General features: G+C 65.4%; 23 protein-coding genes. 18 read left to right on the forward strand and 5 right to left on the reverse strand.

Annotated elements, in window-relative coordinates; genetic code table 11:
- Positions 1-381: 381 nt before the first annotated feature.
- Positions 382-2,166: an IlvD/Edd family dehydratase gene (locus tag L2A60_RS05755; protein ID WP_235703419.1), complete on the reverse strand. Its 1,785-nt coding sequence runs from the start codon at positions 2,164-2,166 to the stop codon at positions 382-384.
- 11 nt (positions 2,167-2,177) lie between these two features.
- A complete protein-coding gene (locus tag L2A60_RS05760; RefSeq protein WP_235703420.1) occupies positions 2,178-2,930 on the reverse strand; it encodes an SDR family oxidoreductase in 753 nt (250 codons plus the stop codon).
- A gap of 127 nt (positions 2,931-3,057) precedes the next feature.
- Between L2A60_RS05760 and L2A60_RS05765 the strand changes: the two genes are divergently transcribed.
- The 7 genes from L2A60_RS05765 (at position 3,058) to L2A60_RS05790 (ending at position 10,971) form a co-directional block, all read left to right on the forward strand.
- Positions 3,058-3,972 (forward strand): SMP-30/gluconolactonase/LRE family protein, encoded by a 915-nt coding sequence (locus tag L2A60_RS05765; protein ID WP_235703421.1) that lies wholly within the window; start codon positions 3,058-3,060, stop codon positions 3,970-3,972.
- A 30-nt stretch (positions 3,973-4,002) separates the two neighbouring features.
- Positions 4,003-4,608 carry a serine hydrolase gene (locus L2A60_RS20555; protein ID WP_268920153.1) on the forward strand — a complete coding sequence of 202 codons (606 nt, stop codon included), beginning with the start codon at positions 4,003-4,005 and terminating at the stop codon, positions 4,606-4,608.
- 4 nt (positions 4,609-4,612) lie between these two features.
- Positions 4,613-5,191 carry a serine hydrolase gene (locus L2A60_RS20560; protein ID WP_268920154.1) on the forward strand — a complete coding sequence of 193 codons (579 nt, stop codon included), beginning with the start codon at positions 4,613-4,615 and terminating at the stop codon, positions 5,189-5,191.
- 101 nt (positions 5,192-5,292) lie between these two features.
- Complete coding sequence (pncA, locus tag L2A60_RS05775; RefSeq protein ID WP_235703422.1) at positions 5,293-5,904, forward strand: bifunctional nicotinamidase/pyrazinamidase; 612 nt, start codon at positions 5,293-5,295, stop codon at positions 5,902-5,904.
- Positions 5,905-5,959: 55 nt separating this feature from the next.
- A complete protein-coding gene (locus tag L2A60_RS05780) occupies positions 5,960-9,013 on the forward strand; it encodes an AsmA family protein (RefSeq protein ID WP_235703423.1) in 3,054 nt (1,017 codons plus the stop codon).
- The gene (locus L2A60_RS05785) at positions 9,010-10,257 is read left to right on the forward strand and encodes an MFS transporter (protein ID WP_235703424.1); all 1,248 of its coding nucleotides are present in this window, start codon (positions 9,010-9,012) and stop codon (positions 10,255-10,257) included. The genes L2A60_RS05780 and L2A60_RS05785 overlap by 4 nt, the downstream gene beginning before the upstream one ends.
- Positions 10,258-10,275: 18 nt before the next feature.
- Positions 10,276-10,971: a glutathione binding-like protein gene (locus L2A60_RS05790; protein WP_235703425.1), complete on the forward strand. Its 696-nt coding sequence runs from the start codon at positions 10,276-10,278 to the stop codon at positions 10,969-10,971.
- Between the two features lie 84 nt (positions 10,972-11,055).
- On the opposite strand, the gene hemW is transcribed toward L2A60_RS05790, so the two are convergent.
- Complete coding sequence (gene hemW, locus L2A60_RS05795; RefSeq protein ID WP_235703426.1) at positions 11,056-12,204, reverse strand: radical SAM family heme chaperone HemW; 1,149 nt, start codon at positions 12,202-12,204, stop codon at positions 11,056-11,058.
- A gap of 201 nt (positions 12,205-12,405) precedes the next feature.
- Here hemW and rpsB point away from each other — a divergent pair, with 201 nt between their 5' ends.
- From rpsB to L2A60_RS05810, 3 genes are all read left to right on the forward strand, one after another.
- A complete protein-coding gene (gene rpsB, locus L2A60_RS05800) occupies positions 12,406-13,176 on the forward strand; it encodes a 30S ribosomal protein S2 (RefSeq protein WP_235703427.1) in 771 nt (256 codons plus the stop codon).
- 29 nt (positions 13,177-13,205) lie between these two features.
- Positions 13,206-14,111 carry a translation elongation factor Ts gene (tsf, locus tag L2A60_RS05805; protein WP_235703428.1) on the forward strand — a complete coding sequence of 302 codons (906 nt, stop codon included), beginning with the start codon at positions 13,206-13,208 and terminating at the stop codon, positions 14,109-14,111.
- Between the two features lie 196 nt (positions 14,112-14,307).
- Positions 14,308-14,661 carry a TonB family protein gene (locus L2A60_RS05810; RefSeq protein ID WP_235703429.1) on the forward strand — a complete coding sequence of 118 codons (354 nt, stop codon included), beginning with the start codon at positions 14,308-14,310 and terminating at the stop codon, positions 14,659-14,661.
- 15 nt (positions 14,662-14,676) lie between these two features.
- On the opposite strand, the gene metH is transcribed toward L2A60_RS05810, so the two are convergent.
- Positions 14,677-18,162 (reverse strand): methionine synthase, encoded by a 3,486-nt coding sequence (gene metH, locus L2A60_RS05815; protein WP_235703430.1) that lies wholly within the window; start codon positions 18,160-18,162, stop codon positions 14,677-14,679.
- A gap of 41 nt (positions 18,163-18,203) precedes the next feature.
- Between metH and L2A60_RS05820 the strand changes: the two genes are divergently transcribed.
- The 8 genes from L2A60_RS05820 to L2A60_RS05855 all read left to right on the forward strand — a co-directional run bounded on the left by L2A60_RS05820 (position 18,204) and on the right by L2A60_RS05855 (position 23,875).
- On the forward strand, positions 18,204-18,542 hold the full coding sequence (locus L2A60_RS05820) for a P-loop NTPase family protein (protein ID WP_235703431.1): 339 nt from the start codon (positions 18,204-18,206) through the stop codon (positions 18,540-18,542).
- A gap of 71 nt (positions 18,543-18,613) precedes the next feature.
- Positions 18,614-18,931 carry an AsnC family protein gene (locus L2A60_RS05825; RefSeq protein ID WP_235703432.1) on the forward strand — a complete coding sequence of 106 codons (318 nt, stop codon included), beginning with the start codon at positions 18,614-18,616 and terminating at the stop codon, positions 18,929-18,931.
- Positions 18,928-19,425, forward strand: a complete 498-nt coding sequence (locus tag L2A60_RS05830) for a DUF6362 family protein (RefSeq protein ID WP_235703433.1) — start codon at positions 18,928-18,930, stop codon at positions 19,423-19,425. Before L2A60_RS05825 ends, L2A60_RS05830 begins: the two co-directional genes overlap by 4 nt.
- 72 nt (positions 19,426-19,497) lie before the next feature.
- Positions 19,498-20,064 (forward strand): elongation factor P, encoded by a 567-nt coding sequence (gene efp / locus L2A60_RS05835; protein WP_235703434.1) that lies wholly within the window; start codon positions 19,498-19,500, stop codon positions 20,062-20,064.
- A gap of 210 nt (positions 20,065-20,274) precedes the next feature.
- Positions 20,275-21,102, forward strand: coding sequence for an inositol monophosphatase family protein (locus L2A60_RS05840; RefSeq protein WP_235703435.1), 828 nt, complete (start codon positions 20,275-20,277; stop codon positions 21,100-21,102).
- A gap of 51 nt (positions 21,103-21,153) precedes the next feature.
- Positions 21,154-21,738: an OmpA family protein gene (locus L2A60_RS05845; protein WP_235703436.1), complete on the forward strand. Its 585-nt coding sequence runs from the start codon at positions 21,154-21,156 to the stop codon at positions 21,736-21,738.
- A gap of 13 nt (positions 21,739-21,751) precedes the next feature.
- Entirely contained in the window at positions 21,752-22,882 is a 1,131-nt protein-coding gene (locus tag L2A60_RS05850) for a flagellar motor protein MotA (RefSeq protein ID WP_235703437.1), read from the forward strand.
- Positions 22,883-22,885: 3 nt separating this feature from the next.
- Positions 22,886-23,875, forward strand: a complete 990-nt coding sequence (locus L2A60_RS05855) for a peptidoglycan -binding protein (RefSeq protein ID WP_235703438.1) — start codon at positions 22,886-22,888, stop codon at positions 23,873-23,875.
- A 4-nt stretch (positions 23,876-23,879) separates the two neighbouring features.
- Here L2A60_RS05855 and cobT read toward each other — a convergent pair whose 3' ends face one another.
- A complete protein-coding gene (cobT, locus tag L2A60_RS05860; RefSeq protein WP_235703439.1) occupies positions 23,880-25,748 on the reverse strand; it encodes a cobaltochelatase subunit CobT in 1,869 nt (622 codons plus the stop codon).
- Between the last annotated feature and the right edge of the window lies 1 nt (position 25,749).

Consider the following 25,749-nt stretch of genomic DNA (forward strand, 5'->3'; position numbering starts at 1 on the left):
TCAGCATGCGATAGAAGGGACAGGTCAGGAAGCTCGCTCACGCCTCCCGTCGAATCGTATCCGCCGTGGTCACGTCAATTCACAATCGATTCAACTGGCCGACGGACCAGGATGAGCAGATACGAATAGAGCGTGATCGACTTAAAGTCATCACGCTCTATCCTGTCACGAGGGCGTCAGGAGCGCTATATATGCCTATATGATGCACTCTCGGAGACCAGGACAGACAACCTGATACAGATCGCCGGACGGTGCGTTGGACCCGAACGCGGCGTGGATCTGGATTTTGCCAGCCGGGAACCGGGAGTGCGCGCGCAGCGGTCGATTTCGGCGGTCCAGAGTATGACCGTTGATTTCGAGGTTTGGTGTTAAATCAACCCTTCAGTGATTATCCCGCGGCACGCCGAAGCGTTCGGCGATGCGCTGATAGGCGACCGCTTGTTCCAGCACCGCGCCGGTTTCCAGCTGGCCGGTGAAGCGGCGATGGATTTCCTGCCACGGCGTCTGGTTCACCAGTTCGGGCAGTGTGAGTGCGGCACGGCGGGCTGAAAGTTCGGCCTCGTCGATCAGAATGTTGGCGCTGCGGTCCTTCAGATCGACGCGGATGCGATCGCCGGTTTTCAGCAGCGCGAGGCCGCCGCCTATTGCCGATTCAGGGCTGGCGTTCAGGATTGAGGGACTCCCGGACGTACCGCTCTGCCGGCCGTCGCCGATGCAGGGGAGCTGATTGACGCCTTTTTGCACCAGCGCGTCGGGCGGCAGCATGTTCACCACCTCGGCGGAGCCAGGATAGCCGATCGGGCCGCAATTGCGGATCACCAGGATGCAATCGGCGTCGATGTTCAGCGATGGATCGTTGATCCGGCCATGATAATCCTCCGGCCCCTCGAACACGATGGCACGACCCTCGAAGGCGTCGGGGTCGCCCGGCTCGCTCATGAAGCGGTCGCGGAATTCCCTGGAAATGACCGAGGTTTTCATGATCGCACTGTGGAACAGATTGCCGGTGAGCACGGCGAAGCCGGCACGCTCGGCGAGCGGGTTGGCGTAATCGCGGATCACGTCGGCATCGATGCCGCGCTTGCCGCGATTTTCCTCGCCGATGGTGCGGCCGGAGACGGTCAGCGCGGTTTCGCGGATCTTGCCATGGCGCATCAGCTCGCCGATCACCGCCGGCAGGCCGCCGGCGCGGTAATAGGCTTCGCCGAGATATTTGCCTGCCGGCATCATGTTGACCAGGAGCGGAATGTCGTAGCCGATCCGGTCCCAGTCATTGATGTCGAGTTCGACGCCGATATGGCGGGCGATGGCGATGATGTGGGGCGGACAGTTGGTCGACGCGCCGATCGCCGAGGCGCAGACGATGGCGTTTTCGAAGGCGTCTCGGGTGAGGATTTTCGACGGGCGAAGGTCTTCATGGACCATTTCGACGATGCGCCTGCCGGTTTCATAGGAGATCTGCGCGCGCTCGCGATACGGACCGGGAATCGCGGCGCAGCCGGGCAGCGACATGCCCAGCGCCTCGGCCATCGCGTTCATTGAACTTGCGGTGCCCATGGTGTTGCAATGACCCACGCTGGGGGCGGAGCCGGCGACCATGTCGATGAATTTGTCGTAGGCGATCGTGCCGGCGGCAAGGCGCCGGCGGGCTTCCCAGACCACGGTGCCCGAGCCGACCAGTTCGCCCTCGAAATGCCCGTCCAGCATCGGCCCCCCGGACAGAACGATCGCCGGCAGATCGACCGTGGCGGCGCCCATGATCATCGCCGGGGTGGTTTTGTCGCAGCCGGTGGTGAGCACCACACCATCGACCGGGTAGCCGAACAGCACCTCCACCAGACCGAGATAGGCGAGGTTGCGGTCGAGCGCGGCCGTCGGCCGCTTGCCGGTTTCCTGGATCGGGTGGACCGGAAACTCCAGCGGCACGCCGCCGGCGGCTCGGATGCCGTCGGCCACCCGTTTGGCCAGCTCGATATGGTGCCGGTTGCAGGGCGACAGGTCGCTGCCGGTCTGGGCGATGCCGATGATCGGCTTGCCCGATTGCAGCTCCTCGCGGGTCAGGCCGAAATTGAGGTAGCGTTCGAGATACAGCGCGGTCATGCCCGGATTGCCCGGATTGTCGAACCATAATGCGCTGCGCAGCTTCGGTTTCTGCTCCGGTGTCATTTTTCGATCTTTCAGTTCGACCAGCCGCCGTCGATCACATGGGCGACGCCGGTGGTGAAGCGCGATTCGTCGGCGGCGAGATAGAGTGCGAGGGCGGCGATTTCCTCCGGCGTGCCGAGCCGGCCCATCGGCTGGCGGGCGACGAATTCGGCCTCGACGGTGCTTGTATCCGTCCCGCGCGCTTCGGCGAGGGCGGCAATTCTTCCGCGCAGCGACGGGCTTTCCACCGTGCCGGGGCAGATCGCGTTGCAGCGGATGCCGCGCGTGACGAAATCGGCGGCGACCGATTTGGTCAGCCCGATCACCGCCGCCTTCGACGCGCCATAGGCGAAGCGGTTCACCGCGCCCTTGATGCTGCCGACAGTGGAGGCGACGTTGATGATCGAACCTCCGCCGGCTTCCAGCATCCCCGGCAGGAAAGCACGGATCATGCGGAACATCGCGGTCACGTTCAGATCGAAGGAGAATTGCCAGCCGGCATCGTCGCAATCGAGCACCGAGCCGTGATGGACGAAGCCCGCCGCGTTGACCAGGATATCGAGCGGCCCAGCCGATTTGACCATGGCGGCGATCGCAGCCGGGTCGGTCACGTCGAGTTTTTCCACGCGCGCGCCTGAAAGACCGGCGAGCAATCCGGCGTCCCGATCGGTCGCGATCACAGATGCGCCCTCGCGCAGTAAAGCCTCGGCGATCGCCCGCCCGATGCCCTGCCCGGCCGCCGTGACCAGCGCCGTCTTGCCCGCAACCCGTCCTGAATGTGACAAATCCGTTCCTCGCTCTATTGATTGTCCGGCGGCGCCATCTGGACCCGGCGTCGCTCCGTTGATACATGGCGATTACCAATAACCGACAGATGCGGCAAGCAGCATAAGCGGAACAGGAGGCGGCGAGATGGGCTCAACCTACCACATATACGATCCGCGCATGCGGCAGATGCTGCTGATGAATGCCGAGATCGAGCGTATCGCGACCGGGTTCCGCTGGGCGGAAGGTCCGGTGTGGTTCGGCGACGCCAATTGCCTGCTGTGGAGCGATATTCCCAACGACCGGATCATGCGCTGGTGGCCGTCCGGCGAGGTCGATGTCTATCGCAGCCCGGCACACTACACCAACGGCCATACTCGCGACCGGCAGGGACGGCTGGTTAGTTGCGAACACGGGCGGCGGTGCATCAGCCGCACCGAATATGACGGCGGCGTAAGCATCCTCGCCGATCGGTTCGACGGCAAGCGGCTGAATTCGCCCAACGATGTCGTGGTGAAGTCGGATGGCAGCATCTGGTTCACCGACCCCGATTACGGGATCATGTCCGACTATGAAGGCCATCGCGCCGAGAGCGAACAGGGCGTCTGCCGGGTCTATCGGCTCGATCCGGCGACCGGCGCGCTCATCGCCGTCGCCGAGGATTACGAGCGGCCGAACGGCATCGCCTTCAGCCCGGACGAAAAGCGCCTCTACATCGCCGATACCGGCTTCACCCATCGCGAGGGCGGGCCGCACCATATCCTCGTCCATGAGGTGATCGACGGCGTTCGGCTCGGGTCGGGACGGGTGTTCGCGGTTATCGAGCCCGGCTTCGCCGATGGATTCCGGCTCGACGAGCACGGCAATGTGTGGACCAGTTGCGGTTCGGGCAACGGCGTTGCGGTATTCGCGCCGGACGGCACGCCGCTCGGCAAGATCGAGATTCCCGAAATGGTCAGCAACGTGGCGTTCGGCGGCCCCAAGCGCAACCGCCTGTTCGTCACCGCGACGAGTTCGGTCTATTCCCTCTATCTCGGGGTGCGCGGGCATTCTATTTTATAGGCTTGCGGCGCGCGGGCGAGAAGGATGGGCATGATCGGCAGGCGGGGGTTCGTGGGCGCGGCGGCGGTGCTGGGCGCAGGTGTCAGTGCCGATGCCGCACGGGCGACGGGCGGCGAGATCGGTGGACCTCTCGATCGGGATGGGGTCGGGCGGATCGTGGATCGCGCCATCCTGCCGCTGATGCGGACGCACGGAATTCCAGGCATGGCGGTGGCGGTGACGCTGGGCGGCGCACATCATTTCCGCGAATACGGCATGGCATCGCGGCGCAACGGCCGGCAGGTCACGAGGGAAACCTTGTTCGAGATTGGCTCGGTCAGCAAGATCTTCGCCGGAACCCTGGCGTCCTACGCGGATAGTACGGGTGCGCTTTCGCTCTCCGACAGCGTCGCCCAACATTTGCCCGCCTTGCGCGGCAGCGGCTTCGATTCGATCAGCCTGCTGAACCTCGGCACCTATACCGGCGGCGATCTACCTTTGCAGGTGCCGGACGGGATCGCGACCATCCCGGAACTTCTGGCGTTTTTGAAACGCTGGAAGCCGGGCTATAAGCCGGGGGCGCGGCGGAAATACTCGAACATCAGCGCCGGGCTGCTCGGCCTGATCGCTGCACGGCGCCCTAGGGGCGGCGTATGACGAATTGGTCGAGACGCGCCTGTTCCCCGCCCTCGGACTGACCGGCAGTTATATCGACGTGCCGCCCGGCCGGATGGAGGACTACGCGCAAGGCCATACCCAGGCCGGCGCGCCGATCCGTATGCGGCCGGGGGTGCTGGCGGTGGAAGCCTATGGCGTGAGAGCCCGCGCCGCCGACCTGATCCGGCTGGTCGATGCGAATATGCGGCCGGGCAACCTCGACGGCATCTGGCGGCGGCCTATCGCCGCCACGCATCGGGGCTATTTCCGGTCGGGACCGCTGATACAGGATCTGATCTGGGAGCAGTATCCGTGGCCCGTCACGCTCAGCCGGGTGCTGGCGGGGAATTCCGACCGGATGATCTATCAGGCGACCGCCGCCAGCCGCCTGGCCCCGCCGCTGCGCCCGGAGACCGCGGCGCTGATCAACAAGACGGGTACGACCAACGGCTTCTCCGCCTATCTGGCGTTCGTTCCCGCGACTCGGGTCGGCATCGTGATGCTCGCCAACCGGAACTACCCGACCCCGCCGAAGGTGGACGCGGCATACCGGATACTGACGCGGCTGGGCGCTGAGCCATGACGATGCCTGAGCGGCCCGAGCGCAACCGCCCGTTCGTCACCGCGACGCGTTCGGTCTATTCCCTCTATCTCGGGGTGCGCGGGCATCCTATTCTATAGGCCATGGACGCCAAGACCGCTCTTCTGGTGATCGACGTGCAGCGCGATTTCTGCGCCGGCGGCGCGCTCGCCGTGCCGGACGGCGACGCGGTCGTGCCAATCGTCAACGCGCTGGCCCGGCATTATCCGACCGTCATCGTCACCCAGGACTGGCATCCGGCCAACCATATTTCCTTCGCCAGCCAGCATGACGGCCGCGCGCCGTTCGAAACGATCACTCTTGGTTATGGCGAACAGATTCTCTGGCCGGATCATTGCGTGATGGGCAGCGCGGGTGCCGCGCTGCATTCCGCGCTCGAGATTCCGCACGCCGCGCTGATCCTGCGCAAAGGGTCGAACCGCGCGATCGATTCCTATTCCGCCTTTCTCGAAGCGGATCGCGCGACCAAGACCGGACTCGACGGGTATCTGACATCGCGCGGCATCACCCAGATCGATCTCTGCGGCCTCGCCACCGATTATTGCGTCGCCTGGTCGGCGCTGGATGCACGGCGCTTCGGCTTCGAGGCGCGGGTGATCGAGCCGGCGTGCCGGGCAATCGATCTCGCCGGTTCGCTCGATGCCGCATGGCGGGCGATGCAGGCGGCGGGGGTCGCGCGGGCCGGCGCAGTCTGATACCAGCGCCGCATGGGCGGCATGGCGCTGACAGGAACGGGCGGGGTCGCGTGACATGACGCGGGGTCGCATTGTCGCGGCGCTTGTCGTTCTCGGCGTGATCGTCATCGGCGCGCTGTTCGGACCGCTGCTGGTGTCCGGCAATTATCATCGCGCGGCGATCGAGCGGCTGGCGAGCCGGCTAGCCGGGCGGCGGGTGACGATTTCGGGGCCGATCGAACTCGCGCTGATCCCCGATCCGCAATTGCGCGCGAGCAAGATCACCATCGGCGCACCCAATGGCGAGCGCACCACCGCCGCCTCGCTGAAGCTCGATCTCGCACCCGGCGCCCTGCTGCTCGGCCGGCTGCGCGCGACCAAACTAAGCCTGCGCGGACCGGATGTCGTGCTGCCCTGGCCGTTGCCCGGCGGCAGCGCGGCCGTGGCGCCGCCGCCCTGGCTCGCCTCGCTCCATGCCCGCATCGTCGACGGGCGGTTTCGCATCGGCGCGCTGAGATTGAGCCATGCCGATCTGTCGGTGTTCACCGGCGGGCCGCACGCGGTGCTCGCGGCGTCCGGCACCGCGCGTCTCGCGGGGGTGCCGGTGTCGGTCACTTTCGAACTCGACAATGCGGGTGGCGACCATCCGGCGCCGGTGACGGCATCGCTCGCGCCGACCGGCGCCAAGGGCGTGCGCCTGTCGTTCCGCGGCACGCTCGACCGCGCCAGCCTGCTCGCCGGCAGGCTCTCCGGCACCGCGTCCGCCGCCGCGATCGCCGATGCGGGGCTCAGCCATGTCCTCGTCGGCGGCGCGGCCGAATTGCGCGCCGATATCGCCGCCGATGGTCAGGCGATCGTGCTGCGCGGCATCGACGCCAGCCTCGGCCACACCGGTCTGGCGGGACGGGTGGCGATCGACCTGGTGCCTGGCGCGATGATCCGGTTCGATCTGACCGGGCACGACCTCGCGCCCGGTGCGGCACTCGGGCTGCTGCACGGCGTCGCGGGAACGGTGCCGCTCGCGGCATCGCTCGATCTGGACCGGATCGCCCTGGGCGGGATTGGGTTCGCGACATTGAAAGCTGATCTGGTTACCAAGCGGGGCGGCGTGCATATCCAGTCCTTGACCGGGGAATTGCCGGGCCGGGGCGCGGTGACCTTCGCCGGACGCATCGGCACGGCAGGCACGCTTGACGGACGCTTCACCCTGCGCTCCGCCGATCTTCGAGCGACTCTGGGCGCGATGGGCAAGGCATTGCCGGTTCTGGCGAACTGGCCCCATGGGTTCGGTGCCGCGACGCTGCGCGGGCGGATCGATAGCGCGGGGGGAACGCCCCCCGACATCCGGCTCGGCGGATTGCACGGTACGATCGGCGGCGGTGCCAGCAAACATGACCCGATGCCGGAATCGGCCTTCACCGGGGCGATCCACGTCATGGCAGGCAGGAAGACAACCCGCGTCGCGGCACGGCTCGATTTCGGCCGGTTGATCCTGACGCGCCCGGCGCTCTCGGGACTGTTCGCCGCCGCCGCGAAACCCGACCCGGCGCTCATCGGCCCGATCGTCCTCACCGCGCGGAGTGTCCGCCTGGACAGTGGCGGCGCGAAGCCGGCGATCCTTCCGATCGGCGATCGTCTGCTGATCGACGCCCGCCTCGGCGGCGGGATCGCGGTGCGGCTGGCGAGTCTGCGGATCGGCCATGCGATGCTGATCCTGCACGGCATCCGTGCCGCGGACGGCAGCGTGACCGCCGCGCGCGCCATGCTGACCGGGCCGGACGCGGCCACGACACTGCGCGGCATCATGCCTCTGCTCGCCGGGACGCGGACCGTGCCGAAATGGGCGAGGCTTCCGGTGTTCAACCAGCGTTTCGCCGCCGCCATCGCCGCCGCCGGACCGGCCAAGGCGCTGCATGCCGGCATGACGATGCATCTCGGCGCCGTCCGGCTCGCCGCAACGCCGGTCGCCGATCTGACAACCGGTAGCGCGGCCGGGCCGCTCAGCCTGCGTGCCCCGAGCGCGATCGCCCTGATCGAACAGCTCGGCGGCAAAACCATCCTCGGTGGGCGGAACGGGCTCGATTGGCCCGGTGCCGGGTCGGTCAGCCTGCGCGCCTCGGCCTTCGCGACCGGCGACATGCTCGGCATCGCCAATTTCGTCGGCTCGCTCGGCGCGCTGACCGCTTCGGGCCGGCTGACCCTCACGACCGGACCGGCGCCCCTTACGCTTGCGGGCGCCGTCGCCGCCGATACGCTGGTGCTGCCCGCGCCCCGCGCGTTGCTGGCACTCGCGGACACCGCTCTCGCCGCGAAACTCAAAATCGCGCTGCCGAGAATCACGGCTTCACGGGTCGATCAGTCGGAGGCGACCTTGGCGCGCAATGCCGCATTCGGCCTTTCGCTGGAGCAGGGCAAGCTGGCGCCGAGTCTGACGCTGGCGGTCGATCATGCCAGCGTTGTGGGCGGGCGGCTCGACGGTTCGGCGGAGCTGACCGGGGCGGCGGCGAAATCCCCGCCGACTCTGACGGTTGCCGGCCATCTCAAGGGGGCCGGAGCGGTGCGCATCGCGGCGATCGCCGCCGAGGCCGGGATCGCTTTGCCATTCACCAGCGGCAGCCTGGATCTCGCGACCAGCCTGACCGCGAGCGGGGGGACACCATCCGTCTGGCGCGGCGATCTTTCCGGCAGCCTGACCGGCTCGGGCAGCAAGCTCGGCATGGCTGGGATCGATCTTGTCAAAGCGGGTTCGGCATTGGGCGAAGCGGTCGCGGCAGAGCACCGGATCGGCCGGGTCGCGGCGGCGACCTTGCTGCGCGCAGCACTCGGTTCAGGACAGACCGAATTCGCCAAGGGCAATTTTTCGACGACAATCGCCAAGGGCAGGATCGCGATCGATACCGCCGGATTGACCGGCGAGAGCGGCAGACTCGCCGCCTCCGGCACGCTGGATCTCATTCATCGCCGGATCAGTCTGGATGCGACGGCGCGTCCGGTGGTTGCCGGGCACAAATCGGCGCCCGATCTGCCGGTCGCGATCGGCGGCGATCCGGCGCATCCCTCGGCGCGGCCGGAACTCGGTCCGGCGATGGGCTGGATCGGCAAGCACACGCCCCATCCGAGTGCACCATGAGGCAGCGAAGCTGGCAACTCGCGGCCTATGCGCTGCTCAATCTTGGGTTCTTCTTCTTCGACACCGCGCTGGGCCTGTTCGACGTCGCGACTTACGGGTATTTCACCGCGCGGCACGTCGCGCCTGTGCTGTTCGCGCTCGATTTCGTGATGGTGAGCGTGCCGATGCTGCTGGGCGGCTGGCTCGCCCATCTGCTCAACCGCCGTTTCGGGGTGCGCCGGGTCATCGGTCTCGGCTACGCGGTGGCGACCGGCGGGTTTCTGCTGCTTTACCTCTCGGGCCTGTATCGGATTCCGGCCTGCCTGCTGATCGTGAGCCTGCTGCTCGGCGTGCTGCTCAGCGCGATCCTGCCGGCTTTGTCGCGCTTCATCCGCGACGTGTTCGGCGCGGGGTCGGGCGCGGTGCTGGCACTCAAGCTCGATGCGTTGTTCATGGCGGTGGGAATGGTCGCGGGGGTCGGGTTCGGCACGGTCTGGTTCAACCGCGAGGGAATCGGTGTGTTCTTCCCCCTGGCGACCTCGTGTTTCGGCCTCGCGGGGGCGATCCATGTCGCATCGCTGTTCTTCCCCGGCGTGCTGCGCGACTATGCCGGGCCGGAAGCGCCGGCGCGCTGGTCGGCGGCACTCGCCACCGCGCGCCGCGCCGAAACCAAATGGCGCAGCCTGATGCTGCAGCCCGCATCGAATCTGGTCATCGTCCCGCTGATGGTGGGCCTGCCGGCCTTCGCCGAAACCCGGCATTATCGGGTGCTGCCGATGCTGGGCGCGATCGCGGCGCCGATCATCGTGCTCGCGGCACGGCGCACCGGGATGCTGACCGGGCGGCTCGTGGTGCCCGAGCGGCTGCTGCGCCGGATGATCGCGACGCGCGGGGCTGCGCTCTGGCCGATGGCGGGATTTTTGCTTCTTTACGGCATTGCGTTCCGCGCGGGTTCGCTGCCTGCGGTGTTCGCCCTGGTGTTCTGCGCCCATGTTCTGAGCAATATCGTCGCGGGAGCCGTGTTCTATGGGGTGCAGACCGAGTTTCCCGAGGGCGAGACCGCGGGCGCCAGCGCGCTGCAATCCCAGCTTTCGACCGGCGCCTGGGTGATCGCGGCGGTTCTTGCATCGGTGGTGATGGCGGTGCTGCCGCCGGAGGCCACCGTGGGGCTTTCGGCGATCGGGCTGGTGCTGGCGTTCGTCGTGCTGCGCGGGTCAGGCATGAGCGGGTTTCAACGCCGCGCCGAGTCGCCCATATCGAAATGAACCTGTTGGGAGCAAACCATGATCGAGCTGTACTACTGGACCACGCCGAACGGCCATAAGATCACGATCTTTCTGGAAGAGGCTGGAATTCTCTACAATATCCACCCGGTAAATATCGGCCAGGGCGACCAGTTCAAGCCCGAGTTCCTGCGGATTTCGCCGAATAACCGCATCCCGGCCATCATCGATACCGAACCCAGGGGTGGCGGTGCGCCGATCAGCGTGTTCGAATCCGGCGCGGTGCTGCAGTATCTCGCGGAAAAGACTGGGCAGTTCCTTCCCGCCGATATTCGCGGCCGCACCGAGGTGATGCAGTGGCTGTTCTGGCAGATGGGCGGGCTCGGCCCGATGGCGGGGCAGAACCACCATTTCAGCCAGTATGCGCCGGAAAAGCTGGACTACGCGATTACCCGCTATGTCAACGAAACCAACCGGCTCTACGCTGTGCTGAACAAGCGCCTTGCCGACCGGGAATTCGTGGCGGGCGACTACTCGATCGCCGACATGGCCTGCTATCCGTGGATCGTGCCGCATGAGCGGCAGGGCCAGAATCTCGACGATTTTCCGCATCTCAGGCGCTGGTTCCAGGCGATCTGGGACCGCCCGGCGGTCAAGCGTGCCTATGAGAAGGCGAAGGCCGTCTCGGAGGCGGCGACGGTGAACGAGGAATCCCGGAAAATCCTGTTCGGCCAGACCGCCAGGCACGTGGCTTGATATCAATGGCGCTGAGCGCTGGGCGAAGTTGCGTATCCATGGATTGCTTCGCCTTCGGCTCGCAATGACGCGGCATGGCCGGAATTATCGGATGAGAGCCGCGAGCAGCGAATCCAGCCGCTTGCGGCCTTCGGCCGTGGCGATCAGGCGATCCGGTGTGACTTCGAGATATCCGGCGAGCGTCGCCTGATCCACGATGCCCGGATCGAGCATGTCGTGGAGCGGAATGCCGGTTCGCGCCCGATAGGCGGCGGCGTCGATCCCCTCGGCGAGGCGCAGCCCCATCAGCAGGGCTTCGCGGGCGCGTTCATCCGGGGTGATTTTGACCTCCTCGACGCTGCCGTGGCTGTTTGCCTCGACGCGGGACGCCCATTCCTCGGGTGCGCGGTGGCGGCGGGTCGCGAGGAGGGTGTCGTCGATGGTGATCCGGCCATGGGCACCCGGCCCGATGCCCGCATAATCCTGATAGCGCCAATAGGCGAGATTGTGACGCGATTGCTGGCCCGGTCTGGCGTAGTTCGAGATTTCGTATTGTTCGAGGCCGAACCGGGTGGCTGCCTCGGCGGTGGCGTCATACAGCGCCGCCGCGTCGTCGTTCTCGGGGAGCACAAAATCACCGCGCGCGAAGCGGGTGGCAAATTGCGTGCCCGGCTCGATGGTGAGCTGATAGAGCGATAAATGGTCGAACCCCAGTGCCAGCACCCGACCCAATTCGTCGCGCCAGTTTGAGAGGCTCTGACCCGGCTGCGCATAAATCAGGTCGAAGCTGGCACGCGGGAAGATCGACCTTCCGAGTTCCGCCGCCGCGATCGCTTCCGCCGCCGAATGCTGGCGGCCGAGAAAGCGCAGCGCCGCATCGTCCAGGCTCTGCACGCCGATTGACACGCGATTGACCCCCGCGCCTCGGTAGCCCTTGAAGCGTTCGGCCTCGATGCTGGTGGGGTTGGCTTCGAGGGTGATTTCGAGATCTGGCTCCGGGGCAAACAGGGTCGTTGCATCGTCGATCAAGGCAGCGACGCTGTCCGGCGCCATCAGGCTCGGCGTGCCGCCGCCGAAGAAGATCGAGGCGAGGCGCCGTTTGCCGAGGCGCTCAGCCTCGAACGCAAGTTCGGTGCGTAACGCCTTGATGATGCGGTTTTCAGGGATATGCTCGCGGACATGGGAATTAAAGTCGCAATAGGGGCATTTGGCGCGGCAGAACGGCCAGTGGATATAAAGGGCGAGCGGTTGCATCGGCGCGTTCCTACCATGCCTTGCGCCGGAATGGCATCTGGGGCATATCGCGCGGGTCGGCATCCCTCGTATGGGGATTGGCCGATAATTCGCACACGGAGCGCCTTCCCAGCACGCTGGGTCCGGTGCCGCAAGGCCAGGCTCCGTGGAGGTTCAACCGGACGATCGTTCACCCGACGATCACAGAAAGGAATTTCGCCCATGGCGATGCCAGACGTTTCGCTGCGCCAGTTGCTCGAATCCGGCGTTCATTTCGGCCACAACACGCGGCGCTGGAACCCGCGCATGGCGCCCTATTTGTTCGGCGTGCGCAACCAGGTTCACATTATCGATCTGCAACAGACCGTGCCGATGCTGGAACGCGCGCTGCGCGAGATCCGCAACGTCACCGCCGGCGGCGGACGCGTGCTGTTCGTCGGCACCAAGCGCGCCGCAGCCGAGCATATCGCCGATTCGGCCAAGCGCTGCGGCCAGTACTACGTCAACCATCGCTGGCTCGGCGGCATGCTGACCAACTGGAAGACCATCACCAATTCGATCCGCAAGCTGCGCCAGATGGAAGAGACCGTGAGCGGCGAAGCCCAGGGCCTGACCAAGAAAGAGGTGTTGAACCTGTCGCGCGAGCGCGACAAGCTCGACCGCGCGCTGGGCGGCATCAAGGAGATGGGCGGGCTGCCGGACATTCTGTTCATCATCGACACCAACAAGGAAAAGCTCGCGGTCGAGGAAGCCAACAAGCTCGGCATTCCCGTCGTCGCGGTGCTCGATTCCAACTCCGACCCCACCGGCGTCACCTATCCGATCCCCGGCAATGATGACGCGATCCGGGCGATCACGCTGTATTGCGATCTGGTCGCCGGGGCGGTGCTCGACGGCATCAGCGCCGAGCTCGCCGCGTCGGGCGCCGATATCGGGGCCGCCGAGGAATTGCCGGCGGATGCGACGATCGAGGATGCCGAAGCGCACGCCTGAGTTTTGACGAGCTGACAAGGAGAACGGCCATGGCCGAAATTACCGGCGCAATGGTGAAGGAACTGCGCGAGAAGACCGGCGCGGGCATGATGGACTGCAAGAAGGCGCTGACCGAGGCGGGCGGCGACATGGAAGCCGCGATCGACTGGCTGCGCAAGAAAGGTCTTGCCGCCGCTGCGAAGAAATCCGGCCGGGTTGCCGCCGAGGGACTGGTCGGCGTCGCGCACGAGGGCAACAAGGCGGCGATGGTCGAGGTGAATGCCGAGACCGATTTCGTCGCGCGCAACGATGCGTTCCAGGGTTTCGTCGAGACCGTGTCGAAGCTCGCGCTCACCGTGGGCGAGGATGTCGAGGCGCTGAAATCCGCGACCTATCCGGGCAAGGACCACAGCGTTGCCGACGAACTCACCCAGATCATCGCGACCGTGGGCGAGAACATGACGATCCGCCGCGCCGCGGTGATCGAGGTTTCGCAGGGTGCCGCGGCGTCCTATGTGCATGGCGCGCTGAAGCCGGGCCTCGGCAAGATCGGCGTTCTGGTTGCCCTCGAAGGCAACGCCGAGGAGGCGCTGTTCGCGCTGGGCCGGCAGCTTGGCATGCATATCGCGGCGACGCGGCCGGATGCGATCAGCATCGCCGATATCGATCCGGCGGCCGTCGAGCGCGAAAAGGCGATCTTCGCCGATCAGGCACGCGCTTCCGGCAAGCCGGATGCGATCATCGAAAAGATGGTCGATGGAAGGGTGAAGAAATACTACGAGGACGTGGTTCTGCTCGAACAGACCTGGGTTCATGACGGCGAGCTGAAGGTGCAGAAAGTGCTGCACAATGCGGGCGCCGATGTGACGCGCTTCGTGCGCTTCACCCTGGGCGAAGGCATCGAAAAGGAAACCACCGACTTTGCCGCCGAAGTCGCCGCGGCGGCGGGAGTTTAAGCAAGAAAGGGTTCTTTTTTATAAAAGAACCAAAAAACTTTTCCATGTTGGGCCGGTGGCGCGATGATTTCGCGGCACCGGCCCTGATTATAAGTCAGGATTTTCAGGATCACTCGGTCAGTTTCGTCAGGCGGTGCTCATGAAATTAACGCTGAATGCAGTCGGGCGGTTTTCGGCCGCCATCCTATTCGCTGCCATGATCGGGGCGGCACCGATTGCGCGAGCCAAGCCGCCATCGGCTGCGGTGCGCCAATATGTCGTGACGGCGGCCCGCGCGCTCCAGCAGCAAATCACCGCCGTTGCTTACATTCACCGCGCATCCCTGCAACGCGATCTTGGCGGAAGTTCGGCACGTGTTCTTGTCTTGTTTTCCGTCGATCGAAACGGGCATGTTTCGATGCACCGGATTTACCGCTCAAGCGGCGATCCGCGATTTGACGACGATGTGTTGCGCTGGACTACGCCGATGACGTTTCCGCCGTTCCCCGCATCGATCAAGCGTTCTCGCCTCGCGTTCGTTTTGCCTGTGGTCTTTGCGCCGCGCCCATAGTTCGCGCCTGCCATCCTACACCGAAAAATACTTCGCTTTCGGGTTGAGCACGACGATCGCGCTGGTCGATTGCTCGGGGTGCAACTGGAACTCGTCGGACAGCGACACGCCGATCCGCTCGGCATCGAGCAGGCGCAAAAGCTGCGTCTGGTCCTCCAGCTTCGGGCAGGCCGGATAGCCGAACGAGTAGCGCGAGCCGCGATAGGACTGGCTCAGCATTTTTTCCATGTCGCGATCGTCCTCGCCGGCGAAACCGAGTTCCGCGCGGATGCGCTTATGGGTGTATTCCGCCATCGCCTCGGCCATTTCGACCGAAAGCCCGTGCAGATAGAGATAGTCCTGATAACGGTTGTCCTCGAACCACGCGCGGGCGATCTCGGAGGATTTCTGGCCCATGGTGACGATTTGCAACCCGATCACGTCACGCTCGGCATCGTCGATGTCGCGGAAGAAATCGGCGATACACTCGCCGTCCTCGCGCGGCTGGCGCGGCAGAGAGAAGCGCGCGACTTCCGTGGCGCCGTCGGGCTCGAACAGGATCAAGTCGTTGCCCTGCCCCGCGGCTTTCCAATAGCCGTAGATCGCCTGGGGTTTGAGAATGTCCTCGGCGTCGCACAGCGCCAGCATGCGCTTCATGATCGGGCGGAGTTCCTGGCGCGCCCAGCCCATGAATTCGTCGAGCGATTTGCCCTGCTTGCGGAAGCCCCACTGGAACTGGAACAGCGAGCGCTCGTTGATGAACGGCACTAACGCTTTCGGCGGCGCCTCGATCATCCTGGTACCCCAGAATGGCGGCTCGGCGATGGCGACGCTTTCGGTCAGGCGGCGACGGCGGAATTGGGCGGCGTTGACATCGACGGGGGCAAAACCGCGCGCGTCGGCCTGCCCCAATGTGCGTTTGGTGTTGCGTGGCTTGCCTTTGCGTTTCGCCTGGATCGCCGCGAGATAATCGTCGAGTCCGTTGCCGGTGACCCGATCCATCAAATGCAGACCGTCGAACGCATCGCGCGCGTAGGCGACCCGACCGCCGGCATAGGCCGCGACGCAATCCTCCTCGACATAGTTGCGGGTGAGCGCGGCGCCCCCGAGCAGGACCGGAATGTCCAGTCCCTGACGGGTCATCTCCTCCAGATTTTCCCGCATCACCACGGTGGATTTCACCAGTAGCCCGGACATGCCGATGGCATGAGCCCGATGCTCGCGCGCGGCATGCACCATGTCGGCGAGCGGCACCTTGATCCCGAGATTGACCACGCGATAGCCGTTATTGGTGAGGATGATATCGACCAGGTTCTTGCCGATATCATGCACGTCGCCCTTCACCGTGGCGAGCACGATGGTGCCTTTTTCCTGGCCTTCGACGCGTTCCATCATCGGTTCGAGATAGGCGACGGCGGCCTTCATGGTTTCCGCAGATTGCAGCACGAAGGGCAACTGCATCTTGCCGGCACCGAACAATTCGCCCACCACCTTCATGCCGTCGAGCAGGATGTCGTTGATGATGTCGAGCGGGTCGTGGGTTTTCAGCGCCACGTCGAGTTCGTCGGTCAATCCCTTGCGGTCGCCATCGACGATGCGGTCCTTCAAGCGGCCCTCCACCGTTTCGGCGCGGGTCTTCTTGGTCGCCTCGACGGCCTTGCGGTCGGCGAACATGTCGAGCACGCGATGCAGCGGATCGTAGCCTTCGCGGCGGCGATCGAAGATCAAATCCTCCATCACCTGCACTTCTTCCAGTGCGATCAGATGCAGCGGGCGGATTTTCGAGACATGCACGATCGCGCCGGTCATGCCGGCCTTGACCGCGAGATCGAGAAACACCGAGTTCAGCACCGCGCGCGCCGCCGGGTTCAATCCAAACGAGATGTTGGACAGTCCGAGGATGATCTGGATGTCGGGGAATTCGTCGCGGATCGCCTTGATCCCTTCCAGCGTCCACTGGCCAAGCTTGCGGTCGTCCTCGTTGCCGGTGGCGATGGTGAGCGTTAGCGGGTCGATCAGCAGATCGCTTTGCGGCAAGCCGTGCTGGTTGCAGGCGACATCGACCAGCCGACGGGCGATTTCGAGTTTCTGCGCCGGCTGCTTCGCCATGCCCACCTCGTCGATGGTCAGCGCGATCACCGCGGCGCCGAATTTCTTCGCGAGTTTCAGCCGGTCGCGCGCGATGTGCTCGCCATCCTCGAAATTGATCGAGTTGATGATCGGCTTGCCGCCGTGCAGCTTCAGCGCCGCCTCGATCACCGGGGTTTCGGTGGAATCGATCACCAGCGGCGCATTCACCGACGAGGTGAACCGCGTGATCACCTGGTTCATCTCGGCGATTTCGTTACGCCCGACGAAGGCGGTGCAGATATCGAGCGCGTTGGAGGCTTCGGCGACCTGCTCGCGACCCACCGCGACGCAACCGTCCCAATCGGCTTTTTCCTGCAATTGTCGCCACTTTTTTGAACCATTGGCGTTGCAGCGCTCGCCGATCGAGAAATAGCTGTTTTCCTGGCGCAGCGGGGTCGCGCCATACAGGCTCGCGACCGAGGGAATCCATACCGGCTTGCGCGGCACCGGCGCGGGTCGATGGTTGCCGAGACGCCGCAGCATCGCATCCAGCGCCTCGATATGCGGGGTGGAGGTGCCGCAACAGCCGCCGATCAGGTTGATGCCGTCTTCGACGACGAAGCGCTCCATCCAGCTCGCGAGTTCGGCGGCACCGAGCGGGTAATGGGTTTTGCCATCCACCAGTTCCGGCAGGCCGGCATTGGGCTGCACCGAAATCAACCTCGGCCAGTTCTGCGCGAGATAGCGCACGTGCTCGGCCATTTCCTGCGGCCCGGTCGCGCAGTTCAGGCCCATCAGCGGTACGTCGAGCGCATGAACCACCGTCGCGGCGGCGGCGATATCGGGCCCCACCAGCAGCGTGCCGGTGGTTTCCACCGTGACCTGAACGAAAATCGGCGTATTGCGGCGAAGTTCGGCGCGGGCGATTTTCGCCCCGTTCACCGCCGCCTTGATCTGCAGCGTGTCCTGGCAGGTTTCGATCAGGATGGCATCGACCCCGCCATCGATCAGGCCCCGGCATTGCTCGGCGAGGCCGGCTTCCAGCGTGTCGTAATCGATATTGCCCAGACTCGGCAGTTTGGTTCCCGGCCCGACGCTGCCGACCACGAAACGGTCGCGCCCATCGGCGAAACTTTCCGCCGCCTCGCGCGCGAGTTCGCCGGCGATGCGGTTGATTTCGCGGGCGCGATCGCCCAACTCGAATTCGGCCAGGGTGATCGGCGAGCCGCCGAAGCTGTTGGTTTCCACCATATCCGCGCCGGCCGCGAAATAGCCGCGATGGATGTCGCGGATCAGGTCGGGGCGTGAAAGGTTCAGCACTTCCGTGCAGTTTTCCTTATCCCAGTAGTCGCGCTCGACATCGAGGGTCAGCGCCTGGACGCGCGCACCCATGCCGCCATCGCAGAGCAGGACACGGTTTTTCAGGACATCGAGCAGATGGGATCTGGACATGATCTTGCGGGATATAGCATGGCCGCACCATTTCCAAATCCATGAGCGGGCAGCGAGGTGATATGCGGATTCCGGTGATCTTCGGCGGCGATGTCGCACCGGACGACGCGGTGCTGATCGAGGGCGACGCCCCTGCCCCGCCGGCGGCGTGGGTGGAGCGGTTCCATCTGCCCGCCAACCCGCTCCACGGCGTCGGCTGCGCCTGTTGCGCGCCGCGCGGGCCGGCGGCCGAGGCCCTATCCCGCCTGTTTCTGGCGCGGGCGCGGGGCTCGAGCCGGTTGTTCCCCCGCCTCGTCGTGGTCGCGAGCGATCGAGGGATTGCGGCGGTGCGGGCCGCGCTGATCGCCGATCCGGTGACAACGGCGCATTTCATGGAATGACATTAAGTTAGATATATTGACATACGGCTTGCGTTCGTGCATTGTTCCCTTGCAACACAGGGAGCAAAACGATGCCCGAGCGCCGCGACTGGACCGAAGCCGCCGATAACACGATCCGCCGGATGCGCGCCGACGGCGCGACCTGGGCCGCGATCGGCGCCGTGCTCGGGCTGTCGCGCAACACGATCATCGAGCGGGGACGGCGCATCCACGCCGCGGGCGGCCCGGTGCAGACACAGCGTCCGCCCCGCCCGCCGGAGGATGATCCGAATCGCGGCCCGCTGCCTGCCGGTCATCCGATTTCCTGGGGACTTCTGACCGCCGGTACTGTGCTGGAAGGCGTCGCCTACACGCCGCTCTCGGCCGAACGGCGGGAGGCCGGCCGATGAACGTCGTACGTGCGCAACGGGCGGGCACCGTGCTGGGTTCGGGCGTTGGCTTGCCCCGGGCGATACGCCCCTGCCCGGCCATCATCGAGGCGTCGAATCCGCTCGCCGCCCTGACCGAACGGCTGGAGGAAGCCGGCGCCACGCTGCTCGCTTTGCCGAATACCGGCTATTCGCCGCATCTGCGCATCATGCGCTACGAGGTGGTCCATAGCGCGCTCGACGCTTATGGCTGGCAGCCGGTAAGCATCCGCCCGCCGCACCCGAGCAATGCGGCGATCGACCGGATGGACGAAGCCTTCGCCTGGCTCGCCCTGATCCCGGAGGAACGGTTTCTGCTCCGCCGGATCGTCGGCGCGCGGGCATTGACCCATCCGCTCACCGGCAGGCATCTGTTCCCCTGGCGCCGGCTCGGCGGCGTGCTGGGAGCGGACCATAAATCGGTGCAGCGCTGGCACCGCGACGGGTTGGGATTGATCCTTGCGGCACTCGAATGACCACCCCGCCTTGCCCAAACCGACACATCGGGCTAAGCCGCCGCATCCTTATTCCAGATCGAGTGTCATTCCATGAAGCAGCAGGCGAATCTGATCCGCGCCGGCCAGGTGATCGAGCACGACGGCCGCCGCTGGACCGTGCTCAAGCAGCAGATCATCACCCCAGGCAAAGGCGGCGCGTTCATCCAGGTGGAAATGCGCGACCTGAAAACCGGCAACAAGACCAACGAGCGCTGGCGCACCGCCGATACCGTCGAGCGGCTGATGACCGACAACCGCGACTACACCTATTCCTATACCGACGGCGATAACCTGGTGCTGATGGACGGTGAAAGCTTCGAGCAGTTCCTGGTGCCCGCCGGCCTGCTGGGCGATCAGGCGCCGTTTCTGCAGGACAACATGCAGGTCATGATCGATCTGGTCGAAGGCGAGCCGGTCGGCATCCATCTGCCCGCCACCGTCACCCTCGAAATCGTCGAAGCCGACCCGGTGGTCAAAGGCCAGACCGCCTCGTCCTCCTATAAACCGGCAAAACTCGCCAACGGCGTGAAAACCATGGTGCCGCCCTTCGTCGAAGCCGGCGAACGCGTCGTCGTGCGCACCGAAGACGCGAGCTACGTGGAACGCGCCAAGGGGTGAAAGCAAGGCCAGGGCTCCGCCCTGGACCCGCCAAAGGCAGAGCCTTTGGAATCCAGTATTGGCATCTGTCTGATGGGGGACGGTGCGGTCTCGAACAATCCTCTGCCCCCATCAGACAGATGCCCGCTATCGGTTCTAAGGGCTGAGCCCTTAGTGGGGTTCCAAGGGGCAAAGCCCCTTGGCCTTACTTCACCCTAGGAGTGTTTCGACATGGTACCGCGGCGTTCCGCGCATATGACGATCATGGTGACGGCGGCGCAGAAGGCCGCGAAGCGGCTGATTCGCGATTTCAACGAGGTCGAGCATCTTCAGGTTTCGGTGAAGGGACCGTCGGATTTCGTCAGCCAGGCGGATCTGCGGTCCGAGCAGGTGATTCTGGAAGAACTGGATCGGGCGCGGCCGGGTTATGGCTTTCTGATGGAGGAAAGCGGGAAGCGCGGCTCGGAGAACTGGGCGTGGCGCTGGATCGTCGATCCGTTGGATGGCACGACCAATTTTTTACATGCGATTCCGAACTGGGCGATTTCGATCGCGCTCGAGAAGCGCCTGCCGGATGGCGGCTCGGAAATCGCGGCCGGGCTGGTGTTCGCACCCGCGCTCGATGAGATCTATTGGGCGGAAAAAGGTGTCGGCGCCTATCTGAACGACCGGAGGCTGCGGGTTTCCGCCCGGCAGGACTGGTCCGAGGCATTGTTCGCGACCGGGATTCCTTTCGCCAAGACCGCGCCGCGCAACCGGCTTGCCTTCGCGCGCGTGCTCGGCGGCCTGATGCCGGAAACCGCCGGCGTGCGACGCTTCGGCGCGGCCTCGCTCGATCTGGCCTGGACCGCTTCCGGCCGGTTCGATGGATACTGGGAACTCGGCACCCATGAATGGGACGTTGCGGCTGGGATTCTGCTGGTGCGCGAGGCGGGCGGCTATGCGACCGATCCGGCCGGGCACGATCGCGTGACCGGCGACGTGGTTGCCGGTAATCCGCATTTACAGCCGCGTTTGCGGGAATTGGTCGCCGAAGCGATGGGGGCGGCGAAAGCCTGATCGCGACCGGCCATTGAGCGTGACGCGGCTTCTACGCTACTGTCCCGCGCGATGAGGCAATCGCGGGTATTTTCAGGCTTCGTCCTGCTTGCGGGCGTCCTTGGCGCCTGCGGGATCGTGCCATCGTCCGTGGCGCAGATCGTCGTGAACCAGCAGGCGTTGCGGCAGCTTTCGGGCCACAAGCCGGCGCCATCGACCGTCCACCGGCCGGCGCCGCGCATCGCCCGTCGCGTCATCCGGCATCATGCGGTCGTGCGGCCTTTGCCCTTGCCGCCACCGCCCCCGCCGCAAATCGCAACGGCTCATCAGCCGCCGCCACCGAAACCGAAGCCGCCGCGTGCCGTCACCCTGGTATTTTCCTCCACCGCGGCAGAGCTTCAGGCGGCTCAATCGCGCGATCTCGCCGGCTTCATCGGCGCGATGCCCGATCCCGCCGCGCATTTCGTGATCCAGGCGACCGCACCGGGGATCGCGAGCGACCCATCGGTCGCGCGCCGTCTCTCGCTCAATCGCGGCCTCGCGGTGCGGGCCGTTTTGCGCCGCGCGGGCATCAAATCCGATCACATCATCGTCCAGGCGCTCGGCGATCCGCCGGGAATGCCGGACAACCGCGCCGTGCTGACCGAAATTCCGTGAGGCAAACGCCGTCATGACCCGACCGAACCGCTATCTGATCCGCATGCTGGTGTTTCTGGTCCTGGTCTACGGGCTTGCCGCCCTCATCGCGCCGACGCTCGCTAAATTCTATATGGCCAATCCGGTGATCAACTCGGTGATCGTGGTGGTCGAGATTTTCGGCATCGCCTGGAATCTCCGGCAGGTTCTGCGCCTTTCGCCGGAGGTGGACTGGGTCGAGCGGTTCCAGCGCTCGCGCGCATCGATCGAACAGGGGCCGAAACCGCGCCTGTTGCTGCCGATGGCACGGATGTTCGGCGCACGCAGCGATGACGGCAAGCGGATGACATTGTCGGTGGCCGGAATGCGCTCGATGCTCGACGGCATCGCGAGCCGGCTCGACGAAAGCCGCGAATTGTCCCGCTATGTGACGGGCGTGATGATTTTTCTCGGTCTGCTCGGCACGTTCTGGGGATTGCTGAAAACCGTCCATGCCGTCGCCGAAGTGATCGCCGCGATGAATCTCGCGGGCGGCGACGTGAACGCGATGTTCGCGCAGCTCAAGGCCGGGCTCGCCGGGCCGCTCGCCGGCATGGGTACGGCGTTTTCCTCCTCGATGTTCGGGTTGTCGGGCGCGCTGATCCTCGGGTTTCTCGACCTCACCGCCGGACAGGCGATGAATCGCTTCTTTAACGAGCTGGAGGAATGGCTCGCCGGGCTGACGCGGGTATCTTCGGGTGCGCTCGGCCATGACGGCGAAGCCCCGATACCCGCCTATGTCCAGGCATTGCTCGAACAGAGCGCGGAAAACATCGAATCACTGCAGCGCGTGCTGACCCGCCACGAGGAAAGCCGGACGCAAACTTCGCAGGCGACCCAGACCCTGACCGAGCGGATGAACACGCTGACCGAGGCGATTCATAATTCGCATCGCATCATGCTGAAAATCGGCGAGACTCAGGCCGCACTCGCGCGCATCGTCGAACAGGATGATCGGGCCGGCGATGAAATTTCCCGTGCGCATCTGCGCAATATCGAATTGCTGCTGGCGCGGCTGATCGCCGAGGCGGAACAGGGCCGGGTACAGGGCGTCGCCGATCTGCGCCAGGATCTGAAAATCCTGACCCGCACGGTCGCGGCCCGGTTCGACGACGTGAGGAGCTGAGCCATGGCGCTGCAATCGCGCCGGCGCGGCGGCAACGGGCTCGATATCTGGCCCGGCTATGTCGATGCGTTGTCGACGCTGCTGATGGTGACGATTTTCGTCCTTCTGGTGTTCGTGCTGGCTGAGGCGTTTTTGTCGGCGGCGCTGTCGGGCAGCGACAAAACCATCTCGACGCTGCGCGGCGAGGTCGCGCAGCTTTCCCATGTTCTCGCGCTGGAAAAATCCAAGACCGCGTCCTTGCAGGACGAGCTTGCCAGCATGGCGTCGCTGGTGAGGGCGACCAAGGCGAAGAACGCGGCGCTCGAGACAGCGCAGGCGGCGAACGCCACGCAACTCGCCGGCCAGGTCAAGCTGAACGCGACGGCGTTGCGGGAGGTTTCGCTGCTCGACCAGCAAATCGCCGCGTTGCGCCTGCAACTCGCGACCCTCGCGGCGGCGCTGAATGCGGCGCAGCAGAAGGATCAGGCGCAGCATGTGCAGATCGCCGATCTCGGCCGCAGGCTGAACGAGGCACTGGCGCGCAAGGTGCAGAAACTTCAGCTCTACCGCAGCGAGTTTTTCGGCGAGTTGCGCAAGGCGCTGACCGGCGAGAAGAACATCAAGATCGTCGGCGATCGCTTCGTGTTCGAGAGCGCGGTGCTGTTTCCCTCGGACTCGGCGCGCCTGTCGGGAGCCGGCAAGCAGGAGATCGCCGCGGTTGCCAAGGCCATCGAAAAAATCGCGCCGAAAATCCCGCCGCATCTGAACTGGGTACTGAGTGTCGCCGGCTATGCCGACAAGGAAGCGATCAAGGGCGGGCGCTACAAGAACAATTTCGATCTCTCCGCAGCGCGCGCATTGTCGGTCCTGCATCTGCTGATCGCCGATGGCGTACCGAAAAACCGGGTGATCGCCAGCGCGTTCGGCTCGAACCATCCGATTGCCGCGGGCAACGCGCCGAACGATCTCGCCAAGAACCGCCGCATCGAGTTCCGGCTGACTTCGGCGGATTGAAACGTCAGGCGACCAGCGGGGCCCGGAGTGCGGCGATGCGGGCCCAGGTATCGGCGGCGTCCTCGTCGAACAATTCGGCGAGTTTCTTCATCATCGTGCCGCCGAGTTCTTCGGCGTCGACCAAAGTGACGGCGCGGCGATAATAGCGGGTGACATCGTGGCCGATGCCGATGGCGGTGAGTTCCACCAGGTCGCGGTTTTCGATGTCGCGGATCACGTCGCGCAGATGGCGTTCGAGATAATTGCCCTGGTTGACCGATAACGTGCTGTCATCGACCGGTGCCCCATCGGAAATCACCATCAGGATGCGCCGGTGCTCGGGCCTGGCGAGCAGCCGCCGATAGGCCCAGGCCAATGCCTCGCCGTCGATATTCTCCTTGAGCAGGCCTTCGCGCAGCATCAGGCCGAGATTGCGCCGCGCGCGCCGCCAGGGCTGGTCGGCGGATTTGTAGATGATGTGGCGAAGATCGTTCAGGCGTCCCGGATTGCGGGGCTTGCCTTCGGAAACCCATTTCTCGCGGCTCTGCCCGCCTTTCCAGGCGCGCGTGGTGAAGCCGAGAATTTCCACCTTCACCGCGCAGCGTTCCAGCGTGCGGGCGAGAATATCGCCGCACATCGCCGCGACAGAGATCGGCCGGCCGCGCATCGAGCCGGAATTGTCGATCAGCAGGGTGACCACCGTGTCGCGGAATTCGGTGTCGCGCTCGCGCTTGAAACTCAGCGGCAACAGCGGATCGGCGACGACGCGGGCGAGCCGCCCGACATCGAGCAGCCCTTCCTCGAGATCGAATTCCCAGGCGCGCTGCTGCTGTGCCAGCAGGCGGCGTTGCAGGCGGTTGGCGAGTTTTGAGACCACACCGTGCAGATGCTGCAATTGCTGGTCGAGTTGCTGGCGCAGCCGGGCCAGTTCCTCGGTGTCGCAAAGCTGATCGGCTTCGATCTCCTCGTCATAGGCACGGGTGAAGGCGCGATAGGCGGCGTGTGGATCGCCTTCCGGGGATTTGCGGCGCTGCTGCGGGCCGGCGGGAGCTTCATCCGCCGCTTCCGCGCCCTCATCCTCGGTATCCTCGTCGGCCTCCGCGTCCGCGCTCTCGGTTTCCATCGATTCTGGCGCCTCGGCGAGCATCTGTTCGGCGTCCGGCCTGGAATCGCCGTCGCCGTCGCCGGAATTGTCCTGCTGAAGCGATTGCTCGCCCTGATCGCCGGTATCCTGGCTTTCCTCGCCCTCCTCAGACTCCGCCTCGCCTTCGGCGAGATCGAGCGCCGCGAGCAGGCGGCGCGCGGCGCGGGCGAAGCCGTCCTGGTCCTGCCGTTCGGCGGCGAGATCGTCGAGCGCCTGTTCCGCGCTCGGCGGCAGCGTGCCGCGCCAGAACTCCATGACGTGCCGCGCGGCCTCGGGCACCGCTGCCGGGTCCATCCGCTCGCGTGCGAGCAGGGCAAGCGCCTGAGAAATCGGCAACTGGTCGCGCCGGCTCATCCGGTCGAGTCCCTCGGCTTCGGAATCCTCCTGCAATTTCCGGCACAGATTGGCCGCGACCCCTTCCATGTGGGCGGCGCCGACGATCTCGACCCGCGCCTGCTCCAGCGCGTCATAGGCGTCGCGCGCCTCGCGGGCGACCGGGGCGCGGGCGGCGTGAACGCTGTCGTCATGATAGCGCAGCCGCAGCGCGATCGCGTCCGCGATGCCGCGCAGCCGCGCCATCTCGGCGGGCGGCAGTGCGCGCGTGGGCGCGGGCAGACGGGCGCGCTTGCCGGCGACACCGGCAGCACCGGGCTGATAAGCGACCTGAACCTCGTCGCTGCCGGCAATTGCGCGCATCGCACCGGCAGTCGCGCGCTTGAACTCCTCGCTGCGGGAGGTTTCGCCGGCCATA

The sequence above is a fragment of the Acidiphilium iwatense genome (assembly GCF_021556475.1).
GTDB classification, from domain to species: domain Bacteria; phylum Pseudomonadota; class Alphaproteobacteria; order Acetobacterales; family Acetobacteraceae; genus Acidiphilium; species Acidiphilium iwatense.